This window comes from Saccharopolyspora terrae, from assembly GCF_004348435.1.
Taxonomy (GTDB): Bacteria; Actinomycetota; Actinomycetes; order Mycobacteriales; family Pseudonocardiaceae; genus Saccharopolyspora; species Saccharopolyspora endophytica.
Window position 1 is genome coordinate 11,385 of the sequence record NZ_SMKS01000040.1, and the last position, 17,527, is coordinate 28,911.

The 17,527-nt window shown below is 67.3% G+C and carries 18 protein-coding genes, 1 tRNA gene and 1 pseudogene; 10 read left to right on the forward strand and 10 right to left on the reverse strand.

Features of this window, described 5'->3' with window-relative positions:
* Positions 1 to 450: 450 nt before the first annotated feature.
* Together E1181_RS20635 and E1181_RS20640 are read right to left on the reverse strand one after the other, a co-directional pair.
* On the reverse strand, positions 451 to 1,857 hold the full coding sequence (locus E1181_RS20635; RefSeq protein WP_132677247.1) for an MFS transporter: 1,407 nt from the start codon (positions 1,855 to 1,857) through the stop codon (positions 451 to 453).
* 105 nt (positions 1,858 to 1,962) lie between these two features.
* Complete coding sequence (locus E1181_RS20640) at positions 1,963 to 2,847, reverse strand: glycerophosphodiester phosphodiesterase family protein (RefSeq protein WP_132677249.1); 885 nt, start codon at positions 2,845 to 2,847, stop codon at positions 1,963 to 1,965.
* A 98-nt stretch (positions 2,848 to 2,945) separates the two neighbouring features.
* Here E1181_RS20640 and E1181_RS20645 point away from each other — a divergent pair, with 98 nt between their 5' ends.
* Both E1181_RS20645 and E1181_RS20650 read left to right on the forward strand, forming a co-directional pair.
* On the forward strand, positions 2,946 to 3,308 hold the full coding sequence (locus E1181_RS20645) for a hypothetical protein (RefSeq protein ID WP_132677325.1): 363 nt from the start codon (positions 2,946 to 2,948) through the stop codon (positions 3,306 to 3,308).
* Between the two features lie 119 nt (positions 3,309 to 3,427).
* Positions 3,428 to 4,060, forward strand: coding sequence for a VOC family protein (locus E1181_RS20650; RefSeq protein ID WP_235876915.1), 633 nt, complete (start codon positions 3,428 to 3,430; stop codon positions 4,058 to 4,060).
* Here E1181_RS20650 and E1181_RS20655 read toward each other — a convergent pair.
* Both E1181_RS20655 and E1181_RS20660 read right to left on the reverse strand, forming a co-directional pair.
* Positions 4,057 to 5,016 (reverse strand): tyrosine-type recombinase/integrase, encoded by a 960-nt coding sequence (locus E1181_RS20655; RefSeq protein ID WP_132677253.1) that lies wholly within the window; start codon positions 5,014 to 5,016, stop codon positions 4,057 to 4,059. The genes E1181_RS20650 and E1181_RS20655 overlap by 4 nt on opposite strands.
* Positions 5,017 to 5,074: 58 nt before the next feature.
* Complete coding sequence (locus E1181_RS20660) at positions 5,075 to 6,427, reverse strand: M20/M25/M40 family metallo-hydrolase (RefSeq protein WP_132677255.1); 1,353 nt, start codon at positions 6,425 to 6,427, stop codon at positions 5,075 to 5,077.
* A gap of 120 nt (positions 6,428 to 6,547) precedes the next feature.
* Here E1181_RS20660 and E1181_RS20665 point away from each other — a divergent pair.
* Positions 6,548 to 6,633: transfer RNA gene (locus E1181_RS20665), tRNA-Leu, on the forward strand.
* Here the strand turns inward: E1181_RS20665 and E1181_RS20670 are convergent.
* The 3 genes from E1181_RS20670 to E1181_RS31515 all read right to left on the reverse strand — a co-directional run bounded on the left by E1181_RS20670 (position 6,615) and on the right by E1181_RS31515 (position 10,994).
* Positions 6,615 to 8,381 carry a recombinase family protein gene (locus E1181_RS20670; RefSeq protein WP_132677257.1) on the reverse strand — a complete coding sequence of 589 codons (1,767 nt, stop codon included), beginning with the start codon at positions 8,379 to 8,381 and terminating at the stop codon, positions 6,615 to 6,617. The two genes, E1181_RS20665 and E1181_RS20670, sit on opposite strands and share 19 nt — an antisense overlap.
* A gap of 145 nt (positions 8,382 to 8,526) precedes the next feature.
* Positions 8,527 to 10,677, reverse strand: a complete 2,151-nt coding sequence (locus E1181_RS20675; RefSeq protein WP_132677259.1) for an FtsK/SpoIIIE domain-containing protein — start codon at positions 10,675 to 10,677, stop codon at positions 8,527 to 8,529.
* Positions 10,674 to 10,994 carry a hypothetical protein gene (locus E1181_RS31515; RefSeq protein WP_165944693.1) on the reverse strand — a complete coding sequence of 107 codons (321 nt, stop codon included), beginning with the start codon at positions 10,992 to 10,994 and terminating at the stop codon, positions 10,674 to 10,676. The genes E1181_RS20675 and E1181_RS31515 overlap by 4 nt, the downstream gene beginning before the upstream one ends.
* Positions 10,995 to 11,312: 318 nt before the next feature.
* On the opposite strand from E1181_RS31515, the gene E1181_RS20680 reads away from it, so the two are divergent.
* A complete protein-coding gene (locus E1181_RS20680; RefSeq protein WP_132677261.1) occupies positions 11,313 to 11,885 on the forward strand; it encodes an IS110 family transposase in 573 nt (190 codons plus the stop codon).
* A 96-nt stretch (positions 11,886 to 11,981) separates the two neighbouring features.
* Complete coding sequence (locus tag E1181_RS20685) at positions 11,982 to 12,389, forward strand: transposase (protein ID WP_132677263.1); 408 nt, start codon at positions 11,982 to 11,984, stop codon at positions 12,387 to 12,389.
* A 15-nt stretch (positions 12,390 to 12,404) separates the two neighbouring features.
* Here E1181_RS20685 and E1181_RS32235 read toward each other — a convergent pair.
* The 3 genes and pseudogenes from E1181_RS32235 to E1181_RS20700 all read right to left on the reverse strand — a co-directional run.
* Positions 12,405 to 12,740: pseudogene (locus tag E1181_RS32235) on the reverse strand (hypothetical protein); the annotation flags it as partial.
* Positions 12,737 to 13,069 (reverse strand): hypothetical protein, encoded by a 333-nt coding sequence (locus tag E1181_RS20695; protein WP_132677265.1) that lies wholly within the window; start codon positions 13,067 to 13,069, stop codon positions 12,737 to 12,739. The gene E1181_RS20695 and the pseudogene E1181_RS32235, both read right to left, overlap by 4 nt.
* A complete protein-coding gene (locus E1181_RS20700) occupies positions 13,066 to 13,416 on the reverse strand; it encodes a WhiB family transcriptional regulator (protein WP_132677267.1) in 351 nt (116 codons plus the stop codon). Before E1181_RS20700 ends, E1181_RS20695 begins: the two co-directional genes overlap by 4 nt.
* Positions 13,417 to 13,801: 385 nt before the next feature.
* Here E1181_RS20700 and E1181_RS20710 point away from each other — a divergent pair, with 385 nt between their 5' ends.
* The 5 genes from E1181_RS20710 (at position 13,802) to E1181_RS20730 (ending at position 17,420) form a co-directional block, all read left to right on the forward strand.
* Positions 13,802 to 14,185 carry a helix-turn-helix domain-containing protein gene (locus E1181_RS20710; protein WP_132677271.1) on the forward strand — a complete coding sequence of 128 codons (384 nt, stop codon included), beginning with the start codon at positions 13,802 to 13,804 and terminating at the stop codon, positions 14,183 to 14,185.
* A gap of 204 nt (positions 14,186 to 14,389) precedes the next feature.
* Positions 14,390 to 15,919, forward strand: a complete 1,530-nt coding sequence (locus tag E1181_RS20715; protein WP_235876917.1) for a transcriptional regulator — start codon at positions 14,390 to 14,392, stop codon at positions 15,917 to 15,919.
* Positions 15,904 to 16,275 carry a signal peptidase I gene (locus tag E1181_RS20720; protein WP_132677275.1) on the forward strand — a complete coding sequence of 124 codons (372 nt, stop codon included), beginning with the start codon at positions 15,904 to 15,906 and terminating at the stop codon, positions 16,273 to 16,275. The genes E1181_RS20715 and E1181_RS20720 overlap by 16 nt, the downstream gene beginning before the upstream one ends.
* 324 nt (positions 16,276 to 16,599) lie before the next feature.
* Positions 16,600 to 16,863, forward strand: coding sequence for a PadR family transcriptional regulator (locus E1181_RS32945; protein ID WP_408010305.1), 264 nt, complete (start codon positions 16,600 to 16,602; stop codon positions 16,861 to 16,863).
* A complete protein-coding gene (locus E1181_RS20730; RefSeq protein WP_132677279.1) occupies positions 16,863 to 17,420 on the forward strand; it encodes a hypothetical protein in 558 nt (185 codons plus the stop codon). The genes E1181_RS32945 and E1181_RS20730 overlap by 1 nt, the downstream gene beginning before the upstream one ends.
* Positions 17,421 to 17,527: the final 107 nt, after the last annotated feature.

Sequence of the window (17,527 nt, forward strand, 5' to 3'; positions counted from 1 at the left end):
AGAGCCCGAGCGGTTGTGCTCACCGTGTGCAACGACGGAGTACCCGTCGTCTGTTCCCGGCGTCGTGTTGCTGGTCGCCGTCGGTGACATTGTTCACCCGTCAACAACGGCTGTCCTCCTAGAGACGCGGTCGAGCGGCGTTCGTGACGCGTTCTCCCGACAGCAATCTACAAGTGGGTTCGAACGGGTGATAGTGCCAGATGTCCGGTCACCATCGCCAAGCAGGACCCTGGATTGTTAGTCATTGTGGGATGCAGATCACGACCCGTACGGCCGATCCCTTCATCCACTACGTGACCGTTCGTAGTGCCATGATCCTCCCCGTGATCACAACGCAGCGTACTGGCATATTCCGTTTTTGCGGATTCCCCAGCACTCCTAGATCACCAGCATGGAGCAATGCCCGCTCGATCGCGAGACGAACACGCCTGATCACTCTGCGCACACGCGCTAGAGCAGTTCCGGTGCCCGGTTGCCCACCGCCTCGATGGCCCTGCGGACCGGCACCAGCGCGACCAGCACCAGGCCGACCGCGAAGAAGACGACGAGCGAGATGATGGCCAGCCGGAACGAACCGGTCGCCTGACCGACTCCGGCGAACACCAGCGGCCCCAGCCACGACGTCGAGCGCTCCCCCACCTCGTAGAGGGAGAAGTACTCGGCCTCGCGGCCCGGTGGAATCATCTGGCTGAACAACGAACGGGACAGCGCATTGGTGCCCCCGAGGACCATGCCGATTCCCACGGCCAGTCCGTAGAACTGCATCTCCTGCCCGGCCTGCACGAAGTAGGCGGCCACGAGCACCAGCAACCAGGTCGCCAGGCTCACCAGGATGGTCTTCTTCGCCCCGATGCGGCGGGCCAGCACGCCGTGCAGCACGCCGCCGACGAAGGCGATGAACTGCACGATCAGCAGCGTCACGATCAGCGAGTCCTGCGGCAGCTTGAGCTCCAGGCTGCCGTACTGCGCCGAGACCTGGGACACCGTCGAGATGCCGTCGGTGTAGATCCAGTAGGCGCCCAGGAACGCCAGCGTGAGCGGGAAGTGCTTGGCCTCGCGCAGGGTGCCGATCAGCTGCTTGAAGCCCGCGGTGACCGCGGCGGCCCCCTTGTCGCCGCCCTCGGCGGCCTGGTGCCGGCGCAGCGCGGTCAGCGGCAGCAGCGTGAACACCGCCCACCAGATGCCCGAGGAGAAGAAGATCAGGCGCACAGCCGCGGATTCGGACAGGCCGACGGCGTCGTGCCCGAGGTAGATGACCAGGTGCAGCGCCAGCGCGGTGCCCCCGCCGAGGTAGCCGATCGCCCAGCCGCGGGTGGAGACGTTGTCGCGCTCGTCGGCGTCGGCGATCTCCGGCAGGAACGAGTAGTAGACGACGATCGAGGCGCCGAAGCAGATGTTGCCGATGATGAACAGCACCACGCCCAGCTGCCAGTTCTGCCCGGCCACCAGCGCCAGCAGTCCCGTGGTGATCGCGCCGCCGAAGGCGAACAGCGCCAGCATCAGCCGCTTGTTCTGGGTGCGGTCGGCGATCGCGCCGGTGATCGGCAGCACCACCACCTGCACCACCGTGGCCACCGACAGCAGGTAGCCCCACAGCGAACCGGCGGGGAAGGCCAGCCCCAGGATCGAGATGTCGCAGTTGACCAGGGAGTTGTCGCCCGCGCAGGCGTTGAGGCCGTTGCGCGCGACGTCGGCCTTGGCCGCGGCGGTGGCCACCGAGGTCAGGTAGAGCGAGAGGAAGACCGTCGTCACCGACGTCGGGAAGACCGAGTTGGCCCAGTCGTACCAGCACCACCCGCGTTGTTCCCGGCGGCGCTGCGCGGCCCCCGGTGCCGCTTCGCTGTCCATCACGCTCATTCCGTTCGGTCCTCCGCGGAGTGGATCACTCGATTGGAGGCACCATACTGGCTACCGGTTCCCGCGTGAGACGCACTCGCGCACGTTCGGAGAAACTCCGTCCGCTCAGCTCCGGGCGGGGTCCGCGGCCCGCTCCCGCAGGAGCTGGTTCAGCAGGTCCGGGCGGTCGCTGACCAGCCCGTCCACGCCCAGGTCCAGCAACCGCAGCATCTCCGACGGCTCGTCGACCGTCCACACGTGCACCTCAACACCCCACCGATGAGCCAACCCGACGAACCGCTCGTCCACGACATCGAGCCCCTTGTGCCGAGCGGGAACCTGCACAGCCGCACCCCGGATCAACCCCCGCTCACCCCCTTCACCGGATTTCCGCTGAAGTCCGGAACCGGATTTCAGTGGAAATCGGAGTCCGGACTTCCACTGAAATCCGGTCAACGAGGAGATCACCGACGGCGATGGGGCTACCGGCAGTCGGGACCACCCCCAGAGGGCGGCGACGCCGCGCTGACCAGTGGAGGTCAGCAGCCTCGGGCCGCCGATCTTGCGGAGCAGGGTCAGACGCCGGTCGACGAAGGAGGCCAGGCACACCCGGTCCCAGGCGTTGTGCCTGCGCACGGTCCGCAGCACCGGCCCGGCGGCGCTGTCGGCCTTGACGTCGATGTTCAACAGCAGGTCCGGGAACTCCTCCAGCGCCGCGTCGAGGCTCGCGACCGGTTCCCGCCCGGCGATCCTGGCGCGGGCCACCTCCGAGAACGGCAGGCTCGCGATGTCGCCGCCGCGATCGGTGGTGCGCTCGAGCGACGCGTCGTGGTGGATGACGACGACGCCGTCGCTGGTGGCGTGCACATCGGTCTCGATGTAGCGGTAGCCCTCGTTCGCGGCGGCGCGGAAGGCGCTCAGCGAGTTCTCCATCTCGGCCAGATCGCCGAGGTGCCAGCCGCGGTGGGCGAACGCGCGCGGCCACGGCCCGTCCAGGAAGGGATGCGTCACGCTCGCCACTCTGCCGCACGCAGGTGACCGGCCGGTGTCGGGCCGGTGGCGTCGGAGTCGGCGTGGCGACTCCACCAAGATCACCGGAGTTGACTAACGTGATCACCGTGGACAACTCCGTCGAGCCCACCCGACGAGCTCGCCAGGTGCGTCACTGCGCCTGGTGCGGCAGGCGCGTACCCGACTCCGGACGGCAGGGAAGGCCGCGCCTGTACTGCGCGCAGGCCTGCCGGCAGCGCGCCTACGAGCGCAGGACGGCGGTGCAGCGAGGCGGGCTCCCCGAGGACTCGGTGGTGCTCTCGGCCGCCGAGCTCGCTGATCTGCAGGACCGCCTGTTCCAGCTGCGCTGCGCGGCCGAGGACGTGGTGACCGCGGTCGACGACGATGCCGACCGGTCCGACCTGCGCAAGCTCGCGGCCCAGGTCGTGGACGTCGCCGCTGAGCTAGAGCGCCTGCGCTGAACTCCCGAACACCACCACGCGCACCCGGCACGACTCACGATGCCCTGGGACGAACGGAGCATTGTGCCGGCATGCGCGGGTGGCAAGATGAACTGATCCCCGGTGGCGAGGAAACGACGGTGCCCGCACGTCCTGCGGTCCGCGGCTTGCGTCGCGTCGACCTGCTCAGTCGCGATCCGATGGCTGCTGCCCTCTTCTACCGGGTCGTGCTCGACTGGTCGCCGGTGCCCGTACAAACCGGACTGGACTGCTGGGTGGGCAACCGCCGCTGCGCCTTCATCCGCAAACCTCGTGCCGACGAGGTCCCCGGCTTCCGCCTGGTCTTCGCCGGCGCCCCCATGGACTGCTCGCTGACCGGCCCGGACAACGCGCTCGCCCAGGTCACCAAGGGACGCGCCCAGCACGGCCCGCAGGCACCGGAACCGCGCCCGGGAGAACCGTGCTGGGCCGAGCTGGCCACCACCGAACCCGCACGCGCCGACGCGTTCTGGGCCGACACCCTCGGCTGGACCGTCGAGGACGGCACCTACTTCTCGGGAGGCCGGGCGATCGCCGGGCGCAGCGAGACCACCAGGCAACCGGGCTGGCTGTGCTACTTCGCGGTCACCGACCTCGACGAGGTCGCCGGGTACGCCGCCGAACGCGGTGGCGAGGTCGAACGCCTCGACCACCCCGCGCTGGGCAAGGCCATGCTGCTGACCGACGACTCCGGCGCCCGCATCGGCCTCGCCGAAACCTCCACCTGGGGCTAACCCAGCTCGCCCAGAACTCGCAGAGTGCGGTTGGCCTTCACCGAGAGCCGCTGCTCGCGGGCGGTCACGTCGATGTAGGTTTGGCTGGAGTTCATCGACGAGTGGCCGAGCAGCTTGGCGATCTCGGCGGCGCTGGCCCCGTCCTCGGCGAGCCGAGTGGCGAAGGTGTGCCGCAGGGCGTGCACCATCGCCCCGGGCTGCACCCGGTCGGACACCCCGGCGGCCTGCAACGAACGCCGCACCAGGTACTGCAGGCCACCGCGCTGGAGCTTCTCGCCCCGGTGGTCGACGAACAGCGGCTCGGCGCCGGGCAGCCGGTTGCCGAAGCGCTGCTTGCGGGTGCGCAAGTAGGTCTGGATGAGCCCGTCGAGGCTGTCCTCGATCGGAATCGACCGGCTCTTGCCGCCCTTGCCCTGCACGTGCAGCCGCCGGTCACCGGCCCGGCCGGCCAGCGACGACACGGTCAGCTCCAGCAGCTCGGCCGAGCGCACACCCGTGCACAGCAGGGTCGCCAGGATCGCCAGATCGCGTTCGGGCCACGGGTTCCGGGCCTTGCGGACCCCGGCGGCGACCTGGCGCAGCAGGCGCTCCGGGGTCTCCTCCCCCTGCAGCGGTTTGGGCGCGGCGGGCGCGCTGCGCGGCTTGGGCACCAGCTGCATCGGGTTGCCCGACACCGCACCTTCGATGACGCCGAAGCCGAAGAACCCGTTCCACGTCGACCAGGCCCGCGTCACCGTGGCCGCCGAGCGGCGCGCGGCGAACCGCGCGAACGCCGAGCGCAGCATCGAGGGTTCCAAGTCGTCGACGGCGATCCGCTCGGTCGGCGTGCCGGTGAGCTCGGCGAGCTCACCGGCCACCGACTCCAGGTCGCGGCGGTAGGCGCGCAGCGAGTTGGCCGCGAGCTTGCGCGCCTGCAAGTGCTCCAGGTAGCTCTCCACCAAGCGCGCCAAGTCCACGCCACACCTCCCGACACGATGATCAACTACGGGAGATGTAACCAGACGGCACCGACAGTCAGCTGTTGCGGATGAAGCGGTCCAGCACCCGCACGCCGAACTTCAGCGCGTCGACGGGGACCCGCTCGTCCACGCCGTGGAACAGCGCGGAGAAGTCCAAATCGGCGGGCAGCTGCAGCGGCGCGAAGCCGTAGCAGTTCATGCCCAGCCGCGCGAAGGACTTCGCGTCGGTGCCGCCGGACATCATGTACGGCAGCGCCTTCGCGCCCGGGTCTTCGGCCAGCAGCGAGGCCTGCATCTGCTCGACCAGCCGGCCCTCGAACTTCGTCTCCACCGGCGGCAGCCCGACCCACTCGCGCTCGACGTCGGGTCCCAGCAGGTCCGCCAGCTCGCGATCGAACGCCTCCTCACGGCCGGGGAGGATGCGGCAGTCCACGGCCGCCTCGGCGACCGAGGGGATGACGTTGTGCTTGTAACCGGCCGTGAGCATCGTCGGGTTGGCGGTGTCGCGCAGCGTCGCCCCGATGATGCGGGAGATGTTGCCGAGCTTGGCCACCGAACCTTCGAGGTCCTCCTCCGGGAAGTCCCAGCCGGTGATCTCGCTGACCCCGTCGAGGAACTCCTGGACGCTGTCGGTCATGACCAGCGGGAACCGGTGGTTGCCCAGCTTCGCCACGGCCTCCGACAGCTGCGTGACCGCGTTGTCCCGGTGCACCATCGACCCGTGGCCCGCACGCGCGCGCACGCGCAGCTTCAGCCAGCGGATGCCCTTCTCGGCGGTCTGAACCAGGTACGCCCGCACGCCGTCCTTAAGGGTCAGCGAGTACCCGCCGACCTCGCTGATCGCCTCGGTGCAGCCCTCGAACAGCTCAGGCCGGTGGTCCACCAGCCACTGCGCCCCCTGGAAACCGCCCGCCTCCTCATCGGAGACGAACGCGAAGACGATGTCGCGCGGCGGCACGATGCCGTCCCTCTTGTAGCGGCGGGCGATGGCCAGGCTCATCGCCAGCATGTCCTTCATGTCCACGGCCCCGCGCCCCCACACGTAGCCGTCCTGCACCGCGCCGGAGAACGGGTGCACCGACCACTCGGCCGGATCCGCGGGCACGGCGTCGAGGTGCCCGTGCACCAGCAGGCCGCCCCGAGCGGGGTCGGCCCCGGGCAACCGCGCCACCACGTTCGCCCGCCCCACCTGGTCGCCGGCCTCGACGTAGGTGACCTCGTAACCCACCTCGCCGAGCTTCTCGGCCACGTACTCGGCCGCGGCCCGCTCAGGCACGAGAGTGTCGGCGTCGCCCGTGTTCGTGCTGTCGATGCGGATCAGGTCACTGGCCAGCTGAACGACCTCGTCCTGCGCCAGCGCCAACCCCGCGTCCTGATCAGTACCGGAGATCCCGTTGTGCTCGCTCACCAGGCATTTCTATCACCCGCTGCGCCAAGAGGGGGGTCCCTGCGAGAGCCAGATGACCATGAGCTAATCTATTAACACAACACAACGGGAACGCACCGGAAACGGCGGCAGACCCGAGATGTCCGAGTGGCGGAATGGCAGACGCGCTAGCTTGAGGTGCTAGTGCCCTACTAATGGGCGTGGGGGTTCAAGTCCCCCCTCGGACACGCACACTATTCACCCGGTTCGCCGGGTGAATTTTTATTTCGGCAGCTCTCTCACCCGGCTCGTAGCGAACCTGCAGGTCAACGGACTCGTAGAGGCCGGCAAGCCGCTCGGGTTTGGAGCTCGACAGCGCCGCGCGGACGTCGCCGAGAGAATCGACCATCGCGTAGATCTCGGCCTCGGAGATCACTCCGCTCGTCGTCGGCGTGTTCTCCAGTTCGGCACGAGCGGCCGCGCGTTCCGCCTGGGCTGTGTTGATCACATCAGTTAGCGCCGCAGGGTCCACTCCGGCACCGATCGCGTCCTGGAACCGGCGCAGCCGAGCCTCGGCGTCAGCCAGTCGAGTCTTGGCTGCCTCGACGGACGCAGATGAGGCCCCGTCCGACTCTTGAGACTCGATCAGCGCTGCCACCGTGTGATCGATCTGGTCCGGCGCGAACAGGCCGCCTAGCCACCCGTTGACGGACTCTCGGAGAAGGTCCTCGCGCAGGTACACCGCGGGCGGGTGCTCGGTCAGCACCGGCGATCCGGGGGCGAGGGTCCGGGCCGGGCACCGGTAGTACATGCCGTGCGCGCGCGGGCTGCCTTCCATCTTCCGCCCGCACACGGCGCATCGAACCCGGCCTCGGAACAGGTACGTCCGCGTCGTGGCTCGCCCGCTGCGTTCGAGTTTGCGAGCGGCCCGCAACTTGCCCGCGCCTTTCGAACGGCGCAGGAGCTGGGCTTGGGTGAAGTCCTCAACGCTCACGATCTGAGGGTGCGCGGGCTTGCGGGAGCGCACGACGGACTCGCTGCCGGCCCGGCGGAAGCGGATCACGTACCCGGCGGCCACGTCGTCCGAATCGATGAGCTGCTCCTGCCTGGTCCATCGCCCGAAGAACGCGTAGCCGGTGTAGCGAGGGTTCTCGAGGATCGCCCGGACCGTGCTGCCCTGCCACCCGTCAGCCAGCCGGTGCCGGTTCTGCTCCGGCCGACGAGCCGAGGGACATGGGATGCCGTCGCGGTTCAGCCCGTTGGCGATCGCGCGGTCTCCCCTGCCGCCGAGGTACTCGGCGAAGATCCGGCGCACGACATCGACGACCTCCTCATCGATGGCGAGCACCTTCAGCCGGTAACCGTCGGCGGCGCGCGATGGGTTCGGGTGAGGGCCGGCGTCCACGACCTTGTAGCCGTACGGCGCCCGGCCGCCCTGGTGGCGACCTTCGTTGAGTACCTGTGCATCCATGGCCGCCCGCACTCGGGCCTGCACGTGCTGGCGCTCCGACTCGCTCATGCCGCCGAGCACGTTCATCAACATCTTGTGCGACGGGTTGCGCTCGTCGAACTTCCCGCCGAGCTCCGGCACCCACAGCTCGACTCCGTGGGCGGCGAACTTCGGGGCGATCAGTGAGAACTGGTTGCCGAACCAGCACCGAGTCCCTTCGCCGACCACGACCGCGTTCCACCCGCGGTTCGGGTCCTTCAGCGCCGCCAGCAGACGCTGCGCCTCGCGACGCCGCTCCCACGGCACCGACCGCGACTGCCCCACGTCGAAATACTCGGCCGCGATCGTGCCGCCCAGCGGCTCGACGAACTTGCTCGCGTTGCCCAGCTGCCATCCCAGAGACGTCTCGGGGTCCTGGTTGTCCTCGGTCGAGCAGCGCCCGTAGAACGCCACGGGCCCGATCCCTTCCTCGACGGGCTCGACCGCGTCGACACCGAGCAGCTCATCTAGCGTCGACCAGGGGTCTCCGCTGATTTCAACAGTCATGTTATCCCTTCACCCGGAGGCCCATCCGGAGCCTCGGTCAGCTCGATCAGTATTGCTAGCAGTATGCGACTCGTTTCCGGTGTTAGTACAGGCAGCTCGTCTGGAACCCGCACCGTGACGGCCTCCTCGTCTCGATCGTCGGCCGTCATTGCTGATCAGCCTCCGAATCACCTGTTGAGCTGATTTCATCAGAGATGCGGCCCACGGCGGATCGGATGTCCGCGGTGAAGTAGCCGCGCACTCGTCGGAGCTCACCCGTTTCGTCCGGGATCCGGTGTCTGGTCGGTCGGCACTCGAGCTGGCCCATCTGCTTGGCGAAGGTGCCGGGTTCGACTTCCAGTGCTTCGGTCAGTTCGGCGCTCGGCACGAACTCGCGCTGGTCGAGCTCGTCTCCGAGGTGGTCGACGACGGAGGCGAGCGGCTCAGGTAGCTCGACGACCGTGCGGTCGGAGCCGCCTGGTCCGCTGCCCAGCGCCTTGACGACGGCCGCTGGGTCGATCGCGCGTGGCCTGTCGTCCCCGGCCGCGTGGCCGCTCAAGGTGCCCGCTGCCTCTCGCAGTGCCCGGCCGCGTTCGCAGATCGATCGCCACTCGGCGTTGTCCATGTAGAAGGTCCGGACCGTCACGGCGACTGTGTCACCGCCGGAGTCGGCTTCACCGTCGGGTCGGAGGATGCCGACTCCCTTGTGGCTGGGTAGCAGTGTCGAGGCGTCGAAGCCTCGGGTGTTCATCTGCTCGCCGACGACGATGTTGGAATCTCGCCAGTCCATCACCCGCAGCGCGAAGCGAGAGCCCAACACAGCACGCAGTCGAGAGGGGATGGTGTTGGAGTCCGGTCGTTGCGTGGCCAGGATGACCACGATCCCGACAGCGGGTCCCTTCCGGGCGAGGTAGGTCAGCAGATCGGCGATGTAGGCGCCGAGGGTGGTCTTCTTGCCCCCGATCTCCTCCTTGGTCGGGTTCTCTAGGTAGACCTGGACCTCGTCGATGATCACGGCGGTGATGGGCATGCCCAGTTCGCGGTCCCGAGAGATGGCCGGGGTGATCTTCGACTCCGGGCAGATCTCGTCGTCCAGCGCGGACATCCGGGAGAACCGCGCTTGCACCTCGGCGACCAACTCGACCAGGTGGTCGCGGACGGCCTCAGCTTGTTCTTGCTCGTCACCGCAGACGTAGCGGTGGGCGACGGCTTCTGCTGCCTGCCAGTCCTTTCCGCCTTTGCCGTCGAAGACGTACAGCTGCGTGAACGGGTCGAGGATCAGGCCAGCGGCGGGCAACCGGCTGGCGCAGGTCTTGCCCTGCCGGGGGATCGATCCGACGATCAGCGACGTCCACACCAGCTGCAAATCGATCCGTCGACTGCGCGCGTCTCGCCCGAACGGAATGGCTCGCCAAGCGTCCCAGTACTCCATGTCCAGCAGCGGGAACCGCAACGCAGGACCTGAGTACGGGTCCTCGTCAGCCACCCAGAGGAACACGCGGCCTGCATGACCGCCTCTCCCCCGGACTCGCTCGACGATCAGCTGCAGCTCATCCACCGCCAGAGCCGACGCCAGTGCTTCGCGGTGCTTGATGACGTCGGCAGCTTTGCGCGTGGCGGGAAGGTCGACGGTGACCGCCCACCCGGAGCCGTCGTGGGCGGCGCGTTCGACGAGGCGGAGCGACTCGTCCTTCCCGATGAGCTTCGCGTCCCGGAACGCGTCGACGAGGATCTGCGGATCCATGGTCCAGGTCAGCGTCCGCGGCCCGGCGAGCACCGGCTTACGCCCGGGCGCTCCGTCCTTTCGTCGTCCGTAGCCGGCCAACGCGACCGCGCATACTCCGGCCGCAGCCCACATCGCGTGTCCGCCGTACACCGCGTACCCGACCGCGAGCACCGCTCCCGCGGCCAAGGTGACCGCACCGGTCACCTTCCAGCGGAACAGAGTGAGTTCACGGATCTCGGTGAACTTGTCCGCGAGCTTCTCGGACTGCTCTGCAGCCTCGCGGTAGTCGTGAACGCGAACCCACTGCCGCCAACCGCGGACCGCAGCCACCAGCCCACGGGCCACCGACCGGACGAACCACCACGGCGAGCGAATCAGGAACGACAGCCCGTCCATGAGCGCATGCTTGGCGGCTTGACGTGACTTCAGCGCCGCAGGAACACGCGGTGAACGCAGCCAGCAGTTCATGAACCGTTGCCAGCGGCTGAGCTGCGGTTCGGGCTCCGGGACGTCATCGATCAGTTCGGCGTCGAAGACGTGGCGCTCAACCTCCCGCGACGCCGCCGGAGCAGGCGCCGTCTTGTCGTTCATCGCTGCTCCACCTCCTCGATCAGCGCAGCGGCGAGCCGGGAAGACAAGCCGCGCGAGCAGCCTGTGACCTCGCGGATCCAGGCCGGCGTGACCGTGATGTCCGGACGCCATGCCTCTCGAGCGCGGCCGAGGTACTCGTCGAACGAGATGCGCCGCTTGGAGTCCGGTGAACGAGGGACAACCGGTTCCGCCACCGGCTCGCCATCGGCATTCACGGACGCCGCGCGGACAGCCGCGGTGAGCTTGTCCCGGAGATCCGTGACCGCCTCAGCAGCGACGAAGACGACCAGTGGCGGCACGGAATGAAGGACCACCATGTCTGCAGCTCTGGCCGCGTAGGCGCCCCAGGTGTTCTGTGAGTGTGTTGGTCGGCGGTTTCGGTCTGGTCCGCCTGCAGGATCGGTGCCGGTGATCGGGAATGACCCACAAGTGTTTTGGTCGCCGCAACAGCGCGGCGTGCCTTGGTCATGACATGTCTTCTCGGTCGCTGGTGCCGTCCTGTTCCGCTGGTTGGCTTGATCAGAAGCTTGTCCGCGGACCTGTCCGCGTGACTCCTCACAGAAGTGCCGCTCGGCGGTCTCCTGCCAGGCCGGTGCCCCAACCCATACCGATGTGGGAAGGAGCTCTGCCGCAGGATGGTCATGCTGGCCGATGTCATCGATGCCGTCGTGGGAGCCGATACCCACCGCGACACTCATACGCTGGAGATGACGACCGCGAGCGGCGTCACACTGGCGACGATCACCGTCCCCAACACCGACGAGGGCGCAACACGGGCACTGTCCTGGATCACCGAGCACGCACCCGGACCACGGGTCGCCGCCGCTGTTGAGGGCAGCCGCAGCTACGGCGTAGGTCTGGCCCGCACGCTCAACACGGCCGGCGTGCGCGTGATCGAGGCTGAGCAACCCACTGTCCGGCAACGCCGGCGCGGCAAGTCGGACCCAATCGATGCGCACCTGGCCGCGCTGCAGGCACTGCGCTTGGATGCCGATCAGTTGCCCACTCCACGCGCCGATGGGGACCGCGAAGCACTGCGGATCCTGCTCGGCGCACGCCAAGAGCTGACCATGACCCGCAGACGCGCCATCAACCAGCTGCGCGCACTGCTGCTGACCGGCGACGACCACGATCGCCACCTGGCCCGCGCCAAGCAATTCAGCAACGCGCGCCTGCACACCCTTATCCACCGCGAGGCGACCACCTGAGAGAGCCGGGAACAGGCCGTTCGCCGTGATGAAGCACGCCGCCGGGCGCTGCGAGTCCGCGACACCGCCACCGAACTGGCCACCAACCACCGGCGCATGACCGAGATCGTGCGTGAGCTCGCTCCCGAGCTGCTGGCCAAACTCGGCATCGGACCGGTCTCGGCGGCCCAAGCTCTCGTCTCGTGGTCGCACCACGGACGTTGCCGCAACGAAGCAGCCTTCGCGGCCCTGGCCGGAGCCAGCCCGCTGGAAGCCAGCAGCGGACGCACCATCCGGCACCGGCTCAACCGGGGTGGCGACCGTGCACTCAACTGCGCCCTGCACGCCATCGTGCTCACCCGATGGCGCAGCTGCCCACGCACCCACACCTACATCCACCGCCGCCGCGCCGAAGGCCGCTCCGACCGCGAAATCCGCCGCATGCTCAAGCGCTACGTCGCCCGCGAACTCTTCCGCACCCTCACCGCCACAAACCCGCCCCGAGAGACACCCACCGCTCCTTGACACACATAGAAGCGTCATGACGTACGTGGCCGCGAGCGTGAACCACTTCGCGCCACGAACCCAACCGCCGGTGCGGATCCCGTACCGCGCGGTGACCTGCTCGGCACGCAGGATCGCCAGCAGCACCAGCGACACCATCGGATCGAGCAGCCACGCGGCAAGCCACGGCAGCGACCAAGCCGCAGCACCGTTAGCAGCGAAGCTCTGGACGTTGGTCATCGTGAACGCCAGGCCGAGCAAGATCCCGCTCCAGCACAGCCGGTCGACCTGCCTGCGCACCTGTTCAACTGCTTCGGCGTCGGGGCGGGTGAGCGGCCGGCGCCGCTCACCCGCTGTCTGCGGGGCGCTCATCGACGCCGCCCCTTCTTCTGCTGCGGCATGTCGACAGCAGTCACGGTCAGCGCCCTGGTCAGCGTGTACGACGCGAACAGAGCCGGGACGCCGAGCACCGCGAGCAGCAGTCCTTCGTTGCCGGGATGCTTGATCACGATCCACTGCACGCCGACGATCGCCGCAGCCGTGACCACCACGCGCCCGGCCAGGGACATGAACCGGACGCTCGTCCGAGCGGCTTCGCTCGCTCGCCGGGTGGCCTTCGCACTCGCCCGCCACACCATGACCAGCGCGAACAAGCCGCCGAGCACAGCCAGGACTTCCACGGGGGTCAGTTGAAGCATCATCGCGCAACACCCCGCTCGGCACGCTCGCCGCGGCAAAGCCAGTGCGCGTGCAGCTCCCGACGGTCGTCCGCGGACAGCCCACCCCAGACACCGCCGGTGTCGGCACCACCGGAGCGGAGTTCCAGTTCGAGGCATTCGTCTGTGACCGGGCAGCCCTGGCACATCGCAGCGGCGAGCTCGCGGTCGGTCAGCTGCTGGTCCAGCCAAGCAGGTTCGTCAGCTGGGAACTCCGCCATGCACAGGCCGTGGCTGCGAACGCAGCCAGTGAGCAGCGCTGTCGGTGCCCAGCGCAGGCGGTCGAGCCGCCACGCGATGCCGATCAGCCAGAGGTCGTTGTAGGAGGTCATCACTTTCGACCTCCGTCCTGCGCCACCGCGGCACCGGACAGGAGCCGGGTCAGCTCGGTCGCGGGGATGACGAGTCGACCGTTCCTGGGTTCGGCCCGCAGCTCCCCGACGCGAATGGCACGGGAAACGGCGGACGACGGAAGGTTGAGGATCCAGGCGGCCCGGCGGACCGAGTAGAAGTCACGGCGCCCGTTTTTCGGCATGGAAGTACCCATTGGAGAAAGCCCTTCGAAAGATTGGGGAAGCTGATTTCAACCGTTATTGGTTGATTTCAGCTCTCAATAAGCATGAGAAATCCGGGCCACGCCCTTTCAGGCGCGGTCATGTCACGAAATGCGTCACGGAACGGCTAACCTCTGCGCGAAGGCGGAGCGCGGAGGAATAGGTGTCGGAAGACTGGGCGGCGGTCGCCAAGGCCATCAACGAGCGCGTGAACGAGCTCGGGTGGCGACAGCGTGAGCTCGCGGAGCGCTCGAACGTCTCGCAGGCGATCGTCCGCGAGATCCAGCACCACGTGGTGGAGCGCAGGCGCAGCGCCCGCACGCTGGAGTCGCTGTCCATCGCGCTCGGCTGGCACCCCCAGCACCTGCTTTTCCTGTTGCAAGGCCGAAAGCCGCCCGAAGCCGACGAACCGATCTCGGACAGCGCCGACACGGTCTGGTCCCGTTTGGACTCCCTCGAGCAGCGCATGGAAGAGATCACCGAGCGGCTCGACGACCTCAAGGGCGACCTCGCGACCGTCATCGAGCACGTCCGTAAGAACCGTTAGCGCCGGGTGGTTTCGCTTGCTGATTGCTTCGTTTTCCATGCCTCTAATTCCAGGCCGAATCCGCCGGGAAACCGATGCACGAAAACCCCTCAGCCAGTGCTCAACCGATGCTCAACCAGTGCACAAACCCACCGCGAAGGGCCGAGCGCGATGAATGTGGTGTCCAGCTGGACGGGGCGAACCGCCTGCGCGCTGCAAGCTGCGATGCGAATGAGCAACGACGAGTTCGCCGCCCACCTGGGAATCGGTTTGCGCACGGTCGCCGGCTGGCACGAGAAGCCGAACCGCCGACCGCAGTCGGAGATGCAGCGCACCCTGGACACGGCCCTGGCGCAGGAAGACGACGCGATCAAGGCCCGGTTCGCGGAGCTGGTGAAGGACACCGCCGACGCCCCGGCGGAGCCGGCGGTCGACGAGGCCGCAGCGGCCGACGCCGAGAAGCGACTGAGCGCTGATCCCGACATCGGTGCAGCTCTCGAATGGCTGGATGCGCACGCAGGTTGGACGCCTGGGACCGCACGCAAGGAGGTTGCGACGCGGCTTGCACGCCTCGACGTGAGCGAGCTGGAGACCAGGACAAGCCGACGAGGGCACGTTGATCAGCGCAGCGTCGCCGAGGTGCTCGGGAAGTACTACGGCGCGAATACTCGCGAGCATGGCCGGTACGCGGCCCGCTACGACGATGCCCAGACCGAGACGAGCGTTCTGACCTGCTCTGATTGGCTCGATCTGGCGTGTCCGCTGTTCGCGGCGCACGACCGGCTCAAGGTCACGAGCTCGGCGCGCGACGTGTTCGCCGAGCTCGACTCCGGCGCGGCCGGCCGCGCGGCGCAGCGACTGGCGGAAACCCTGGCCATGGGAACACGGCTCGTCGACAAGCCGCTCTACCGCCTGCTCGACATCTCCCCCTCGCCGGATGCGATCAACGGCCTGGTGGGCACGTCGCGGTTCGTCGAGTACGCAGTCACTATGGACCTGCTCGAGGGCGAGCTGGTCGACGCGATCTCAGCTGACGCCACGACGGCACACGAGTCCCTACCGCTGCGAGACAAATACCTGCCCGACATCGCTTCCGTGACCGACGTCGCCAACCGACTCTGCTCGGGCGGTCCGCTCGCACTGTTCGCAATCGCCCGGCCTGCGAGCCCATTCCGCGGCGAAGCCGACTACGTGCTCCTGGTGCAAGAGCGCTCGGGCAACGTGCTCAATGCAGCACGCCGACTGGCGGTCATCCCCAAGGGTTTCCACCAACCGATGACCGACCTGCGCGTCGACGCTCAGATCGGCGCGACCCTGCGGCGAGAAGTCGAGGAAGAACTCTTCGGCCGAGACGAGATCGACAACACGACCAGCGAACAGCGCTCCGCCGACCCGATGCACCCGAGCCGGGTCTCGGAGCCGATGCGGTGGCTCATGGAGGATCCGAGCCGACTCCGCATGGAGTGCACCGGGTTCGGCCTGAACCTCCTGAGCGGCAACTTCGAGTTCGCGAGCCTGATCGTCATCGACGACGAGGAGTTCTGGGAGCGCTACGGCGGCCGGGTCGAAGCCAACTGGGAAGCTGCCGGCCTGCACCAGTACTCGAGCCGTGACGGCGACCTGATTTCCGAGCTCATCGCTGATGTAGCGTGGAGCAACGAAGGGCTCTTCGCCCTGCTGCAAGGACTTCGACGGCTCGCCCAGATCGGCGGCGACCGGGTGAGTCTGCCGTCGATCGAATGGGAGGTTCGGTAGTGAGCCGCAACTGGCATCACGGAAACGCTGCAGAAGACGGCAGCGACACCCGCGGCTGGCTACTCGGCCACTTCATCGACCCCACCGAAGGTGGAGTCCGCTCCACCAAGGACCTCGAAGTCAAGTGGGGCACCCACCCCGCCGGCGACAAACGCCCCGAATGGACCACCGACGACCAGCGCACCACCATGCTTCTCCTGGTCGAGGGTCACTTCCGCCTCCACCTCACCGAAGGCACCGTAGACCTCGCAAAGCAGGGCGACTACGCGGTTTGGGGACCGGGCATCGACCACTCCTGGGAAGCCCTTACCGACGCCGTAGTCGTCACCGTGCGCTGGCCTTCTGCCTCGAATTAGCGCCTGACGTCGGGTGCATTCTTTGCAGTATCCCAATAACCCATGATCTGACGGATACGGGTTCCGCCTCTACGGTCGTCTGACATCGGTTGCCGGTATGGATCGCGATCAGCACGGATTGCGTCTGCAAATGCCCATCCCGGTGGGTCATCTGCGGACGTTTTTCGTCGTTTCGTACACATAAAGTGCACGGCGGGGAGCTGACCCTTACCAGATCACCTGGCACGCCGCTCGGACCTACCTAGGTAGACTACGAGCTAGGGGCTATGTAGAGTACGCTCTATGAGGAAGACCAACTCCCTGGTGCAAGTCGCGTTGGCGTTGATGGACGACCCTGCGGCCAAGCATTGGGGGTACGAGCTCAGTAAGCGGGCCGGGGTTCGCTCCGGGGTGCTATATCCGATGTTGACTCGGATGCTTGATCAGGGGTGGATGGTCGACGGCTGGGAGGACGCGTCAACCATCCAAGGTCGGCCACCACGGCGCTACTACGAGCTAACCGAGAAGGGCAAGTTAGAGTTGGGGGCGGTGCTGCGAGAAGCTCGGTCTGATGCCCGGTTCCGGGGCCTTCAGCTGGGGTTAGCGTGATGACCGAACTGATTGAAGCGATGACGTCTTGGCGAAGCCTAGGATTGGCGTTGATCGTGTTTGGGTTCGCACCCGGCTTCGTATTGCGCTTGCTGGTCCTGGTCTATCCTAAGGATGATCCGCGCCGCACTGAGCTCGTTGCACAACTCTACGAGCTCAGTCGCTTGGAACGTTTGTTGTTCGTTGCTGAGCAGCTGGAGACAGTTCTGTTCGAGGGATTCCCGCACCGCGTCAGATCTGTACTCCGGTCGCGCGATCGCGTTCGCACCCAGGTCAAACGCCGGATTCCTGATCCAGGCCTCCCAGTGGCCTATCGGACTGTCGCTGAGCTGTTTGGCCCTGATGAAACCTTGAGACGCTTCAGTGTCATGTTCGGCCTGCGAGGCCGGGCGGTAGACGACCCCGCTAACCACTATCTAGTCACGACGTTGACTTCGGCATTCATCCAGGAAAAATCAGTTGAGGGCCGGTTCCGTAGGTGGCACGCCCGCCGTACTGCCCGCCGGTTGTTGATCGAGGGGATTAGACCGGAAACAAGGCCTGACGTACGGCCGTGACTGGGTTAATGCCGTTGCCCACAAGGGAGGGCCTCTGTCCTCACCCCATCGACCTGGCGAAGCCCTCATCAGCCCGTGTGGAGGTCGATGCGGTGAGGACGGAGCAG